Annotated in this window: 14 protein-coding genes; 6 read left to right on the top strand and 8 right to left on the bottom strand. The window is 57.8% G+C overall.

All coding sequences use genetic code 11. The features are described from left to right. Positions 1-65: 65 nt before the first annotated feature. The gene (locus tag ACRZ9U_RS16570; RefSeq protein ID WP_480902419.1) at positions 66-1,589 is read right to left on the bottom strand and encodes a DUF2125 domain-containing protein; all 1,524 of its coding nucleotides are present in this window, start codon (positions 1,587-1,589) and stop codon (positions 66-68) included. A 132-nt stretch (positions 1,590-1,721) separates the two neighbouring features. Here ACRZ9U_RS16570 and ACRZ9U_RS16565 point away from each other — a divergent pair, with 132 nt between their 5' ends. Genes ACRZ9U_RS16565 through ACRZ9U_RS16555 form a run of 3 tightly spaced genes read left to right on the top strand, consistent with a single transcriptional unit; the run spans position 1,722 to position 3,810 of the window. Beyond that, positions 1,722-2,471 (top strand): SDR family oxidoreductase, encoded by a 750-nt coding sequence (locus ACRZ9U_RS16565; protein ID WP_170398908.1) that lies wholly within the window; start codon positions 1,722-1,724, stop codon positions 2,469-2,471. Then, entirely contained in the window at positions 2,468-3,076 is a 609-nt protein-coding gene (locus tag ACRZ9U_RS16560; protein WP_170406713.1) for an enoyl-CoA hydratase/isomerase family protein, read from the top strand. Before ACRZ9U_RS16565 ends, ACRZ9U_RS16560 begins: the two co-directional genes overlap by 4 nt. After that, positions 3,073-3,810, top strand: coding sequence for a VOC family protein (locus ACRZ9U_RS16555; RefSeq protein ID WP_170406710.1), 738 nt, complete (start codon positions 3,073-3,075; stop codon positions 3,808-3,810). Before ACRZ9U_RS16560 ends, ACRZ9U_RS16555 begins: the two co-directional genes overlap by 4 nt. On the opposite strand, the gene ACRZ9U_RS16550 is transcribed toward ACRZ9U_RS16555, so the two are convergent. Next, complete coding sequence (locus ACRZ9U_RS16550) at positions 3,811-4,107, bottom strand: HNH endonuclease (RefSeq protein ID WP_170406707.1); 297 nt, start codon at positions 4,105-4,107, stop codon at positions 3,811-3,813. A gap of 44 nt (positions 4,108-4,151) precedes the next feature. On the opposite strand from ACRZ9U_RS16550, the gene ACRZ9U_RS16545 reads away from it, so the two are divergent. Continuing rightward, on the top strand, positions 4,152-5,330 hold the full coding sequence (locus tag ACRZ9U_RS16545; protein ID WP_170406704.1) for a TIGR03862 family flavoprotein: 1,179 nt from the start codon (positions 4,152-4,154) through the stop codon (positions 5,328-5,330). 3 nt (positions 5,331-5,333) lie between these two features. Here the strand turns inward: ACRZ9U_RS16545 and holA are convergent, their stop codons facing one another. The 4 genes from holA to ACRZ9U_RS16525 form a co-directional block, all read right to left on the bottom strand. Then, positions 5,334-6,362, bottom strand: a complete 1,029-nt coding sequence (holA, locus tag ACRZ9U_RS16540) for a DNA polymerase III subunit delta (RefSeq protein WP_170406701.1) — start codon at positions 6,360-6,362, stop codon at positions 5,334-5,336. Then, the gene (lptE, locus tag ACRZ9U_RS16535) at positions 6,359-6,850 is read right to left on the bottom strand and encodes an LPS assembly lipoprotein LptE (RefSeq protein WP_170398890.1); all 492 of its coding nucleotides are present in this window, start codon (positions 6,848-6,850) and stop codon (positions 6,359-6,361) included. The genes holA and lptE overlap by 4 nt, the downstream gene beginning before the upstream one ends. Further along, a complete protein-coding gene (gene leuS, locus ACRZ9U_RS16530) occupies positions 6,837-9,389 on the bottom strand; it encodes a leucine--tRNA ligase (RefSeq protein WP_170406699.1) in 2,553 nt (850 codons plus the stop codon). Before leuS ends, lptE begins: the two co-directional genes overlap by 14 nt. Positions 9,390-9,461: 72 nt before the next feature. Further along, entirely contained in the window at positions 9,462-9,944 is a 483-nt protein-coding gene (locus ACRZ9U_RS16525) for a DUF3576 domain-containing protein (protein WP_170398884.1), read from the bottom strand. Between the two features lie 278 nt (positions 9,945-10,222). On the opposite strand from ACRZ9U_RS16525, the gene ACRZ9U_RS16520 reads away from it, so the two are divergent. Both ACRZ9U_RS16520 and ACRZ9U_RS16515 read left to right on the top strand, forming a co-directional pair. Beyond that, positions 10,223-11,230 carry a porin gene (locus tag ACRZ9U_RS16520; protein WP_170398881.1) on the top strand — a complete coding sequence of 336 codons (1,008 nt, stop codon included), beginning with the start codon at positions 10,223-10,225 and terminating at the stop codon, positions 11,228-11,230. 101 nt (positions 11,231-11,331) lie between these two features. Beyond that, a complete protein-coding gene (locus tag ACRZ9U_RS16515; protein ID WP_170406696.1) occupies positions 11,332-11,991 on the top strand; it encodes a YggS family pyridoxal phosphate-dependent enzyme in 660 nt (219 codons plus the stop codon). Here ACRZ9U_RS16515 and ACRZ9U_RS16510 read toward each other — a convergent pair. Beyond that, positions 11,975-12,475 carry a L,D-transpeptidase family protein gene (locus ACRZ9U_RS16510; RefSeq protein WP_170406691.1) on the bottom strand — a complete coding sequence of 167 codons (501 nt, stop codon included), beginning with the start codon at positions 12,473-12,475 and terminating at the stop codon, positions 11,975-11,977. The two genes, ACRZ9U_RS16515 and ACRZ9U_RS16510, sit on opposite strands and share 17 nt — an antisense overlap. Beyond that, positions 12,472-13,566 carry a GTP cyclohydrolase II gene (gene ribA / locus ACRZ9U_RS16505; protein ID WP_170406689.1) on the bottom strand — a complete coding sequence of 365 codons (1,095 nt, stop codon included), beginning with the start codon at positions 13,564-13,566 and terminating at the stop codon, positions 12,472-12,474. Before ribA ends, ACRZ9U_RS16510 begins: the two co-directional genes overlap by 4 nt. Positions 13,567-13,641 lie beyond the last annotated feature (75 nt).

The raw sequence follows: 13,641 nt of genomic DNA, 5'->3' as shown, positions 1-13,641 counted from the left end.
AGCCCACTGGCTTTATGTGCCTCGGGCGGGAAAGGCCAGCGCAGCGGCCTTTCCCGATTTGATTGTCACTTGATACGCTGACCGTTAGCCAGGATCTGTCCATCCTCGGTAAACTCGATTTTCGAGTTCAACGTGTCCGGGCCTTCGCCCGGAACAGCCATCAGACCCATCATCATACGCGCGCCCAGCGCGTCGTTTTCCGACACAAAGCCCATGCCGATCAGCTTGTCCAGCAGGGCGTTGGCCCCAACAAGTTTCAAGTTGGCGACACCCGACGGGGCAGGCAGGCCATCAAACTCTTCCGTGTTGGAGTTGTCGAACGCAAAGTCGCCATCACCGCTCAATTGGGCTCCGACCAATGATACGAGAAGCTTGTTGATCTTCAGCGAATGCAGTTCGCCCGGAACGATATCAGATGTCTCAAGCTCTTCGACGGCTTCCGGGTCCATGAAATCGACCAGAACTTTGGCGGTGCCGGTTGCATCCAACGCGATGGTCGCCGGATCGCGCGGCAGCGCACTAGCAGGGTCGAACATGCTCCACAACACGTCGGACATGGTGAAATCCGTCAGGTTCATGCCAAACCCAAATGGCTGGATTTCTTCCGAGGCCTGCACCGGAAGCTCGAATTTCAGCCCTGCATTTGCCATCGCGATTTCGATTGGAAAAGGCAGATCCGACGTGGTGACGGCTAGTTTGGTGCTGTTCTGCGCAAGATCGTAGACAAGGCGCTGTGCATCGATGCTGCCGGTAAAGCTGCCTCCTTCGGAACTGCTGCTGAGCGAGAATGGCTCACCCTCGGCAGTGCCTGCCATTTCGGTGCTGCCCGAGGCGTATGTGAATGTACCTGAAGCGGCGAACCCGGCCTTGTAGATGTCTTCAATGTTGGCGACATCCATACCGGGTGGAATGATTGTATCGCCATCAAATTTCAAACCATCTATTTTACCGCTGATCCGGCCCGTGTCTTCACTTTCGGGCTCGTTGAAGGCCACATCATAGGACAGGCTGCTGGCCGTGAACTGCTGCGCGATATCGCGCATCTCGCCGATCTGCATCTGCGATGTGCCTGCGATTTCGTTCATCTGAACGTTCAAGGCAAACATGTCGCTGGATACGGTTTCGCCATCAAACTCCATCGAGTCCATCGACAGAGTCAGGCTGTTCGCCGTATAGTCATATGTCATGTTTTCGGGGGTACCCGAAACGACCATTTCCAAGGCGTCGTGAGCGTACATCAGATCAGCCGAAAATGTCTCGCCCTCGGCTTCACCCGAAATTGTCATCGGGAAGCTGGCAGGAAAGCCGATATTGACTGTACCGTCGCCATTTTCGGTCAACGTCATCTCGGGGATGACCATGTCGAAGGTGCCTTCGGTGTCCGGAATGGCCATGGCCATCGTCATGTTCGCGATGGTGGTGACGTTGCCGGAAACGCTCTGATCGCCAGTGACGTCATAGCCCATGCCGCCCAGATAAGCCTGCCAATCGGCCCAGACATCATTGGCGGTAACATCTGCAAAGGCGCCGTTGGTTGCAACAGCATAGGCCAAAGCTGCACCGCAGCTACGGCGAAGGAAAACAGTCATAAGAGAACCCTTCTTGATCAATTTGCCGGCATGGTCGTGCCTGTAGCGGCCAGCGTCAAGGGGGAAGGGGTAGACCAATTCCCCATTTGCAGGGTACGAGTTAAGACAATTTCAAATGCAGGGATTTAAACGATGCATATGCAAGGGAAAACGGTACTGATCACAGGGGCAAGCCGAGGCATCGGAGCGGAAGCCGGGCGCGTTTTTGCCGCAGCTGGGGCCAATGTGGCCTTGGTCGCCCGCAGCCGCGATCAGATTGACGCTCTGGCTGCGGCATTGGGTGAAAACGCCATGGCGCTGGCCTGCGACGTCAGCGATTTTTCCCAGGTTGAACAGACAGTTGCCGATTGCATCGACCGGTTCGGCAAGCTGGATGTGCTAATCGGGAACGCGGGCGTCATTGATCCGATCTTTCATCTGTCGAATGCCGACACCCGGGCCTGGAGCCAAGCAATCGACATCAACCTGAAAGGTGTCTTTTACGGAATGCGTGCCGTCCTGCCCATCATGCGGGCAGCAGGCGGCGGGACCGTTCTGACAGTCTCGTCCGGTGCCGCGTCGAATCCGGTCGAAGCCTGGAGCCACTATTGCGCATCAAAAGCCGGGGCCAAGATGCTGACCGAATGCCTGCATCTGGAAGAGGCGCATCACGGTATTCGCGCAATGGGCCTGTCCCCGGGAACTGTGGCCACAGATATGCAGCGGGTGATCAAGGCCAGCGGAATCAATCCAGTAAGTCAGCTGGATTGGGACGATCACATCCCCGCAGACTGGCCCGCGCGGGCGTTGATGTGGATGTGCTCGGCAGATGCGGATGAGTTCTTGGGGACCGAGATATCGCTGCGCAACGAAGACATCCGAAAAAGGGTCGGGCTGACGTGATCGAACTGACACAGGATGATGGGTTGTGGACCGTCACGTTGAACAATCCGGACAAGGCCAATGCGCTGACCTCAGCGATGCTAAGCGAATTGGTTCGCATCGCAGAGGCGGCGACCGAGGCACGTGCATTGATCCTGACGGGGGCGGGCCGGGTCTTCAGTGCGGGCGCCGATCTTGAAGAAGCGCGGGCGGGCCTTGCGACCTCCGATCTTTGGGAGAGGTTGTCGGGTGCCATTGCCGCCTTGCCCTGTCTGACGGTGGCCGCGCTCAACGGCACTTTGGCCGGTGGAGCCAACGGTATGGTGCTGGCCTGTGACCTGCGTATCGCAGTGCCCTCGGCCAAGTTCTTTTACCCGGTCATGAAGCTGGGATTCTTGCCGCAGCCCTCGGATCCCAAGCGGATGGCAGAGTTGATCGGTCCGGCCAGAACCCGGCTTATACTGATGGCTGGACAGAAGATTTCTGCAGAAGAAGCCTATAGTTTTGGGCTGGTTGATCGGGTGGTTGAGCCCGAACATTTGATACCAACTGCACAAGAACTTGTAGCCGACAGCCTGTCCGCAGATCCGTCGGTTGCTGCGGGCATAGCCGGATTGTGCCCATGAGGTTGGCCGCGCTCCGATTGCGGGTGGAGGACCCGGATGCGTTGGCGGCGTTTTATCGTGATGCGCTTGGCATGTCTGTCAGGGTTGAAGGCGCCAATCGTCGTCTTGGATATTCCGGTCAGGATGCCGATCTGTTGCTGATGCCGGGTGGCGGGGGCTACCGCCACGACCCGGGGCAGCGGTATTGGAAGATCGGGATCACGTTGCCGGATGTTGATCTTGTCGCAGCACACCTGCGCCAGAAGGGTATCCCGGTCAGCGCGCCGCGGCAGTTTCTGGATATCGGCTATATGTGCCATCTGAATGACCCCGAAGGGTTTGCCATTGAACTGCTGCAGCAGGATTTCGAGGGCAACCGACCGGTTGATGCTACAAGCCCGGACGCCCCCTTCGCGAAGGCCTGTATCGGCCAGATCACTTTGCGAACCGGCGATATTGTCGCCGAAGATGCGTTTTGCCGATCCATGGGACTGTCTTTGCTGTCTCTGCAGGATGTCGAACCTCACGGGTTCGATCTGCATTTCTATGCGTTCACCGCAGAGGAGCCTCCCAACCCCGATCTCTGGGCGGTTGAGAATCGCGAATGGCTGTGGAAGCGCCCATATACCACGTTGGAATACCAACACATCCCAAATGCCCGGTTTGCACCGGTGCCGGACTATCTTGGGATCGAAATTGAAGGGCTGGCTGACCCGAAAAAGGATGCATTCGGTGATCCCTGGCTTCCTGCCTGATCATCGCCCGCGTCGTTTTCCCGGCACTTTTGAGCGAAACCCCGGCGGGCGTTTGCGCACCCAATTCAGGAACTTCTCAAGCCTCGGATGTTTGCGCAGTGCATCGACAGTGTGGAAGTCACGCGCCAGTTCGGCCTCGGTCAGTGTCGCGTGGATCTCTTTGTGGCATATCTGATGCAATAAAACGGTGGGTCCGCCCTTGCCTCCCTTAAGCTTTGGGATCAGATGGTGCAGGCTTCCACCACCTTCGGGGATCGGACGGTTGCAGAGCGGGCAGATCGGATCGGAATTTGCCATGACCTAACTTCGCGCTGATGCGTGTACAGGGCAAGAGGGACACAATGGCGCAATCCATGGTTATCGGGGCAGGACCAGCGGGGCTAATGGCCGCCGAACAGCTTGCCGCCGCCGGGCACGAGGTTGTAGTGGCCGAAGCCATGCCGTCTGTCGCGCGTAAATTCCTGATGGCGGGGAAGTCCGGCCTGAACCTGACCAAGGATGAGCCTTTTGACATGCTTATGGGCGCATACGGGGATGCAAAGGATTGGTTGCATCCGATGATACAAGCGTTTGACGCACAGGCGGTGAAGGCTTGGGCCGGTGATCTTGGGCAAGAGATGTTCACGGGCTCTACCGGGCGCGTGTTTCCGAAAGTCATGAAGGCCTCACCCTTGCTGCGGGCTTGGCTGGCCAGATTGGATCAGGCCGGTGTTCAGATCAGGACACGCTGGCGCTGGCAGGGATGGCAAGGTGGGGCTTTGGCTTTTGACACGCCAGATGGCATGCAGTTTTGCTCGCCCGGCGCGACGGTTTTGGCATTGGGGGGTGCCAGCTGGGCGCGGTTGGGTTCGGATGGGGCTTGGGCCCAATGGCTTGCAGACAGCGGAGTTGATCTAACACCGTTTGCACCGGCTAACGCCGCTCTGTCAGTCGATTGGAGCCCCTATATGCAGCCACATTTTGGCGCGGCGCTCAAGTCGGTGCGGTGGATGGCGGGCGATCTGGATAGCCGTGGTGAGGCCACTATTTCCGCAAAAGGCCTGGAAGGTGGCGGTATGTATGCCCTGACCCCTGCGCTGCGGACGGGGGCGCCGCTGTTTGTTGATCTGGTCCCGGATGTGACGGCTGAAGGGATGCAGGCGCGATTGGACGCGAAGAAATCAAAGGCAACGCTTTCGCATTGGTTGAAGAATGGTCTGCGTCTGTCTCCGCAAAAGATCGCTTTGTTCCACGAAATGACTAAGGGCCGCGCATTGAAGCAAACGCAATGGATCGGTGCGCTGAAAAACCTGCCCATCAGGTATGCTGGGCTACGCCCGATGGATGAGGCGATCTCAACCGCTGGCGGGGTAGCATCGGGTGCCGTGGACAGCGGTTTGATGCTGACTGCATGTCCGGGCGTTTTTTGCGCGGGCGAGATGCTGGATTGGGAAGCCCCGACCGGTGGTTATCTTCTGACCGCCTGTCTGGCGACGGGACGTTGGGCCGGTCAGTCGGCGGCAACGTGGTTGGCGCGCTAGGCCTTAACCCGATCGGGCCAGCATCGCCAGTCGGATCATTGCACGCTCTACCAGTGCCATCGCAGGTGCGGTTTGACCTGCCGAGCGCAAGGATAGGTCCGTATCTGTAAGGACGGTTAAAGCGGTCTGCAGCTTGGGCGCCCCCCATCCCTGAGCTTGCCTCAGGATCCGGTCACGTCGTTTGCCATAGACCGGAGGGCGCAGCTTGCCGATTCCCTGCGCCGCGCCTTCAGGGTCGGATGCGCAGGCATAGAGCGTTCGGAAATGCCGCGTCGCCCCAATACACAAGGTGACCCCGTTGGTGCCCTGCGCCTGCAGGCGTCGGATAAGGGGGCCGATTTCCTGTGCCCGGCCTTCGGCAACGACGTTCAATACATCATCCAGCGCCGCCTCGGTCGACCGCGGCGCACAGGCTTCAATGTCTTCAATCGTCAGTTCACCGGCGTCACCGCGTTTGTAAAGCGACAGTTTATCAACTGATTGAGTGAAATCACCAGGGCTGAGCGCCATCGCAAGTTCGCTAAGCGCCGACATCGAATCGCGCGGAATATTCTTCAATCCGGCTTGCGCCAGAATGCGCTCCACCTCGGCACGCGAGGGCGGGTCATCGTAGATGCCAACAGCGTATGCGGCAGGGTTCGCTTCGAAAGCTTTGCGGATTTTCGAGCTGGGTTTGAGCTGCCCGGCCGTCACGATGATCTGTGCATCGCCATGATCCCAGTCTTCAAGGGCTGTGAGAATCGCAGGCGCTGCGACATCGGTGGCGTCTTCAACAAACACCGCGCGGGGACCGGGGAAAAATCCGACAGCCTTGACCGCGTCCAGCAACAGGGCCGGATCGCTGCGTAGATCGCTTCCGGGAATGCGGGTCAGGCGCATTTCCTCTTCGGCGCCAGGTCCCAGCAAAGCCGCCAGCACCTGTTGACGCTTCAACGCAACGCGCATCGCGTCCGCCCCGTAGATCAGCAATCCGGCTTTGTCCGCGTCCGGCTTGGAAAAATACCCTTCAGCCTCACGCGGGCTCAACTTCATGTGGACAGGCCCGGCGTGGCGTAAAGGCGGTTCACGATCTGATCGGCTAGAATCACCATCAGCCGCTCGGTCGCATCACGCTCATCGGCCAGCGTCGACACAGTTGAGCCCGCAGCAGAATAGCCGACAAATTCGGTAACGTTGCCCGAGGCGATGATTTGCCCGGTCGCATTGGATTTCAGCGCATAAGTCGCGTTCCCGTCGATGGTGTAGCGATTGGTTTCATTTGCTGTGGTGATCGAGGCCCTGCGGGTGACCGTCGAAACCCCCACATCCAGCTTGTATTCGTTGCCCGAGGTCGCGCTTCGACCTAATTTGCGTTCCAGATTCTGAACAAGCAGAAAGCTTTCGACGGTATTCGGCGCTGACACCTCGACCTTGCCATCCAAGGCCGAGCCTGATCCTCCGGGCGCATAGACCGGCTCGAACCCGCAAGCGGCGAGCGCCAGCGGCATCAATAACAGGGTTCTGCGATCAAACGACGACATTAACGATCCGGCCCGGAACAACGATCACTTTCTTCGGTGCAGCGCCATCTAGCGCCTTTTGCACAGCTTCGGTGCTGAGGGCGATTTTTTCAACCTCTGCTTTATCCAGATCTTTGGCTACGCTGATCTCGGCCCGACGCTTGCCGTTGATCTGAATCGGCAGGGTTATGGTGTCATCGATCAGCATCGTCTCATCCGCGATGGGCCAAGGCGCGGTTGCAACCAGGCCTTCTCCGCCCAGCATCTGCCAAAGTTCTTCGGACAAGTGTGGCGTCATCGGCGACATCAGCTGCGCCAATGTCTTGGCTGCCTCGCGCTTGACTGCAGAGCCCGCTTTGGATTTGGCAAGCGTGTTAGTGAATGCATAAAGCTTTGCGATAGATGCGTTAAAGCCAAAGGATTCGACCCCGCCCGATACGTCATGAATGGCTTTGTGCATCTCACGTAGCAGCGTTTCGTCATCTGCAGTGGCCGGCAGATCCGATTCTGCGATTTCTGCGGCGATGCGGTGCACGCGGCTGAGATGTTTGAACGCGGCTTCGGCGCCCGACGCGGTCCATTCCACGTCGCGCTCAGGTGGGGAGTCGGACAGAACAAACCAGCGCGCAGTATCCGCACCAAAGGCCGAGATGATGCTGACCGGATCGACGACGTTCTTTTTCGACTTGGACATTTTGGCTGAGGGGATGATTTCAACCACGGTGCCGTCGGTCAGTTTGCCGTCGGTCACGTCTTCGGGCAGGTGATAGACCGGGCGACCGTTGGCGTCGCGTGTCTGATAAATTTCATGAGTCACCATGCCTTGAGTAAACAGCGCGTTGAACGGCTCAATCGCTTTCTTCGGCAAATGACCAGTGATGTTCATCGCCCGTGCGAAGAAGCGCGAATAGAGCAGGTGCAGAATCGCATGCTCGATCCCACCGATATATTGGTCGACATTCATCCAATACTCGGCTTCGGCAAGATCGGTGGGTGTTTCAGCGCGCGGGGCGGTGAAACGGGCGAAGTACCACGACGAATCGACAAACGTGTCCATCGTGTCAGTTTCCCGCTTGGCTGGAGCGCCGCAGGAAGGGCAAGGGGTGTCGCGCCAGCTGGGGTGGCGGTCCAGCGGGTTGCCGGGGATCGAAAAATCTATGGGTTTGCTGTTGCCGTCATCATAAGGCAGCTCGATCGGCAGATTATCTTTCTTCTCGGGGACCGTGCCGCATTGATCACAATGCACAACAGGAATCGGGCAGCCCCAATAGCGCTGGCGGCTGAGCCCCCAATCGCGCAGGCGGTATTTGGTAACACCTTCACCCCAACCGGCCTTTTCGGCGAAATCAACGGTGGCATTGATGGCCTCGTCACCCGTTGCCTCGGTGAGACCCGCAAAATGATTCACCCAGCGGACTTTCTCGGTTTTTGGTGGAACAAACGCGATCTTGTCGACCGGAGTGTCATCATCCAGTGCAAAGAATGTGTCGACCACAGGCAGGCCGTATTTGCGACAGAAATCGAGGTCACGTTGATCATGAGCTGGGCAGGCAAAAATGGCGCCGGTGCCATAGTCCATTAGGATAAAGTTGGCGATCCAAACCGGCAGCTCCCAGCTGGGGTCGAGTGGATGTTTTACACGTATGCCGGTGTCATAACCCAGCTTTTCGGCGGTTTCGATCGCCTCTTCGGTGGTGCCGCCCTTGCGGCATTCAGCAACGAATTCAGCGACTTTCGGGTTTTCTGCCTCAAGCTGCTTGGCAATCGGATGATCGGGCGAGATGCCAACAAACGACGCGCCCATCAGCGTATCGGGCCGTGTCGTGTAGACGGTGATCGGCTCACCTCCATCGGTGCGTTCGAACCCGAATTGCAGGCCACGGGACTTGCCGATCCAGTTCTCTTGCATCAGGCGCACCTTGGCGGGCCAGTTATCCAGCGTATCCAGCGCGTCGAGCAGTTCCTCGGAATAATCGGAAATCTTGAAAAACCACTGAGTCAACTCGCGACGCTCAACCAAGGCGCCTGAACGCCAGCCACGGCCGTTTTCTACCTGTTCATTGGCCAAAACGGTCATATCGACTGGGTCCCAGTTCACCACGGCGTTCTTGCGATAAACCAGACCGGCCTCGAGCATATCTAGGAACAAAGCCTGCTGCTGGCCGTAGTATTCCGGATCACAGGTGGCGAATTCACGAGACCAGTCGATCGACAGGCCCAGCGGCTTCATCTGTCCGCGCATGTCGGCGATATTGCCGTAGGTCCAATCTTTGGGGTGGCCGCCGCTGGCCATTGCGGCATTTTCCGCAGGCATCCCGAACGCGTCCCAGCCCATCGGGTGCAGCACGTTATGACCGGTTGCGAGCTTGTGGCGGGCGATCACGTCACCCATCGTGTAGTTGCGTACATGCCCCATGTGGATACGGCCAGACGGGTAGGGGAACATCTCAAGCACATAGTATTTCGGCTTGTCCGCCTTGTGATTGGCGGTGAAGATTCCGGCCTTGTCCCAGGCCTCCTGCCATTTTGCTTCGATTTCGTTGGCCGAGTAGCGAGACATCATGCGGTCCTTCGTGAATGAAAACGCCGGGTAGGAACCCGGCGTGGTAATAGTGTGATTTTTGTCGGGTTTCTAGAACTTGTTGTCCGCAATGCGTAGCTGACGCGCGCGAGACAGGATCGCATCTTCGACGGCGCGCGACGTTGCAGCGCTGACCGGAGAACCGCCACTGGTCTGAAGAGCTACGGATAAGGAACGCGCTTCCAAAGCAGGATCACTGATGTGAACTGTCGCGCGATAGGAACGCCCGCCGCCGGGCGGTGTGCCATAACCCGTTACGATCACTCCGGTAAACGGATCGACCTCTTGGATCGGTAAGAAATTCAATACATCCAGCGATGCGGCCCACAGATAGCGATTTACCTGAGTGACCTGCTCTGAGGTGTTCGGGCCAAATACATCCCAAATCGTCGAACGATTCGGGTCATTCAGTTCGCGTTCCTCTGTCGAGCTGCCATCAGCGGTCAACACACTTGCATCGCCAGGCGGTGGCCCTCCGCAGGCTGATAAGGCAGCCGTTACCATGATCAAACCTGGAATCGTAATACGGCGCATCGTTGGAAGGTCCCGTGTCACTTGTTTTGCTCTGTCGAGTGATACTCCTAGACAAGGACCCGTACAGCAACAACCCTATTCTTTTATGATCGACTCGCGCGAACCGCACGATCCGTTGAATTCGACTGTGGCATCCTTGCACCAATTTGGGCCGAATGACGTCTTTGCGTTTATGCCAAGCTTGCGCAACGGGGGCAAAAAAAGCGAAACGGTGTCCGTGCTGAGACGCGTGCTTTGCATGTGTCGAGTAGAAAATCTTTGAAACCGAGGGAAACAAGATGAAAAAAGTTCTCTTCGCAACGACCGCACTGATTGCAACCGCAAGTGTTGCAGCGGCCGAAGTAAAGTTCAGCGGTTACGGCCGCTTTGGTCTGGGATACCTGGAAGACCGTACAGGTACCGTTGACGCAATTGGTGGTGGTGAAGCGACCGGCGTAGAAACCGACGAAACCATTCTGGTCTCGCGCTTCCGTCTGAACATCGACGGAATCGTTGAAACTGACGGTGGCGTTCGCTTCGAAGGCCGTGTTCGTCTGCAGGCAGACGAAGATGCCGGCAACGGCGAAGCAAACTCTGCTGGCCTGAACGGCGCACGCTTCTCGGTCATCTTCGGTGGTCTGCGTGTTGACGCCGGTAACGTAGCCGGTTCGTTCGACAACTTGGCAAACTACTACGGTAACGAGCCTGGCCTGGAAAGCTTCATTGGTCAGTACTCGGGCGTCGACTATGACTTCCTGGCGTACTCGTCGACCGGTTCGGGCGCAAACGCTGTGTTCTTCCAGTACGCAGTTGGCGACTTCGCCTTCGGCGCGTCGTATGACCAGCGCACATTTGCTGACGAAGCTGTTGCCGGTGCGGACACTGATGATGCAGACCGCTGGGACATCAGCGCGACCTACACCTTCGGTAACGTAACTGCCGCTCTGGCCTACGGTCAGACCAGCGGTCTGGGCGACGCCGACAAGCAGAGCCTGACCGTTCTGACCCTGGGTGCAGAATTCGGTGACTTCTCCGGTACTCTGTTCGTCGCAGACGATGACGTTGCAAACGATGACCGCAACGGCACCGCATACGGTCTGTCGGCAGCCTACAACCTGGGCGCGGCAACCACTCTGACCTTCGCTTACGGTGACGGTTCGGCAGACGACGATCTGCAGCAGTACGGCATCGGTGCCATCTACGACCTGGGTGGCGGTGCATCGCTGCGCGGTGGTATCGGCAACCAGAAGCGTGGCGACGGCGACAGCCAGCTGCGTGCCGACTTTGGTGCTCAGTTCAACTTCTAAGTTGATCTGAACCACAAGGTTCAAGGGCAGGTCTTCGGACCTGCCCTTTTCTTTTGCCGCCACATGGTGTTTTGCTGCTGCAAACGCAGAATGAGGGACCCATGTCGCTGCAAGAAATCACCGATCGAATAGCCAAAGCTGAATCTGCGGCAGGACGCGCCGAAGGCTCGGTGCAATTAATCGCGGTTTCCAAGGTGCAACCTAACGACCGGGTCGAAGCCGTATTGAAGCAGGGCCACCGGTGTTTCGGAGAAAACCGTGTGCAGGAAGCCGCTGGCAAATGGCCTGCATTTCGCGAGAGTTTTCCGGACATCGATCTGCATCTGATCGGTCCATTGCAAACAAACAAGGCACGGCAGGCGATTGAGCTTTGCAATGCCATCCATTCAGTTGATCGACCAAAGCTCGCCAAAATATTGGCGCGATTGGCGCAAGAGATGGGTAAGTGCCCTGATCTTTTTATACAGATCAACACAGGCGAAGAGGATCAGAAAGCCGGTACTCTTCCACAAGATGCTGATGCGTTCATTGCAGAATGCCGCGGCATGGACCTGCCCGTCCGAGGTTTGATGTGCATTCCACCGGTTGAAGAGGAGCCCGCGCTGCACTTCGCGCTATTAGCAAAAATCGCAGAGCGGAATGGGCTGGAGGGTTTGTCGATGGGAATGAGCAGTGATTTTGAATCGGCAATCGCCTTGGGTGCCACACACGTCCGTATTGGGTCTGCCATATTCGGGGCGCGGGTTAAGCCTCAGGGATGATCAGCCGTGTGCCCGGCGTGATTTTTTGGGCAATCCAACGTAGGTGGTCGCGCCTGAATGCGATGCAGCCTTCGGTCGGAAACCGTGGGCGTCGCCATTGATGCAGGAAGATGGCCGATCCCCGGCTGGGTTCTGAATTGGGATAGTTCCAATCGGTTATCAAGATCAGGTCATAAAGCGGATCTGGGCGACGCAGTTTTTCGTGACTGAAATCATGAGGCGCCCGCACCAAATGGTTATACGCATCGTCCTCTACGTCGTCTGACCATAAATCGCGCGGTCCGATCGGTCGTGCCCAATGCGCCGGCCGTGGCATTCGGTCTGCGCGATAGAGCATACCCACAATGTGATGCACACCTGTTGGTGTTGTTCCGTCACCTTCCTGCTTGGTTGGGCTCAAGCCCCCTTTGCCTATAGCGCAGGGGAACAGGTGCCCGAGAAACCGAATGCCACGTGGTGTAAGAACCAGATCGCTTGGTGTCACAGCAGGTGGCCTGACTTTGCCGCTTTGGTCGCCAGATACGCGCGGTTGAAATCTGTTTCACCTACTTTCAACGGAACACGTTCGGTGACGGCGATACCTGTGCGTTCCATCATCGCGATTTTTGCAGGGTTGTTGGTCAGCAGACGGACCGAATTGAAGCCCAGCGATTTCAGGATATCCGAGCCGAGCCTGAAATCCCGTTCATCGTCTTCGAATCCAAGCCGGTGATTGGCCTCGACTGTGTCAAATCCCTGATCCTGAAGAAAATAGGCGCGCATTTTGTTGGCGAGCCCGATCCCACGTCCTTCCTGATTCAGATAGAGCAGGACACCCGCACCCTCGTCCCCCATCTGGGCCAAGGCCCCGCGCAGTTGCGGGCCACAGTCACATTTCAGGCTGCCCATGAGATCGCCCGTGAAACAGGCCGAATGCAGCCGCGCGAGGACGGGCTTGTCGCGGTCAGGGCGACCGATTTCAACCGCATAGTGTTCTTCTCCACCATCTTCGGGGCGGAATACATGTAGGCGCCCGGCCTCCGACACTTCCATCGGCAGGCGTGCGGCGACGACAGGGTGCAGAGCGCTGCGATCTGTCAGATGTGGCGCGGCCCGGGCATGGTCAATGCAGGTCAGACCATGATCTGCCGCAAATTCGCGCCCGTCTCGAATTGGGGCGACGACGGCGGCCGGAAGCAAGTGCGCCGACTTGGCCAGCGCAATAGCGATCCGGTGCAGATTTGCGCTGCCTTGTCGTTCGGTCATCAGCGGGCCCTTCATCGGGGCGTTCAGATCATCGGACGGGTCGGCCACCGCCTGCACCCAGCTCAGCCCAGCATCCGCCGGGATCATGACACGAGCAAGATCGCCGTCATATGCACGCGCTTTAAGTGTTTCAGCGCGCCGAACCGTGATGGCGACAACGGGATCCCCGCCCAAGCCGCGCAAATCGGCCAACCTTTGCGGGCTCAGGGTCTCGGTGGCGAATGCGAGTACTCCAAATCCCAGTTCGTCGGTCAGAACAACGGGAACACCCATACGCAGGTCAGCCCGCGCCCGTGCCAGCAATTCGGTGATGTCGGGAGTGAGACTCATGCAGTTTACCTTGAAACGATCAGACCCTGTCCTACCCCGATCACTGGAAAATGTGAAACATTTCCTCGGCGTCAG

The organism is Ruegeria sp. D7 (assembly GCF_056534355.1).
This window is presented reverse-complemented; position numbering and strand designations above follow the sequence as displayed.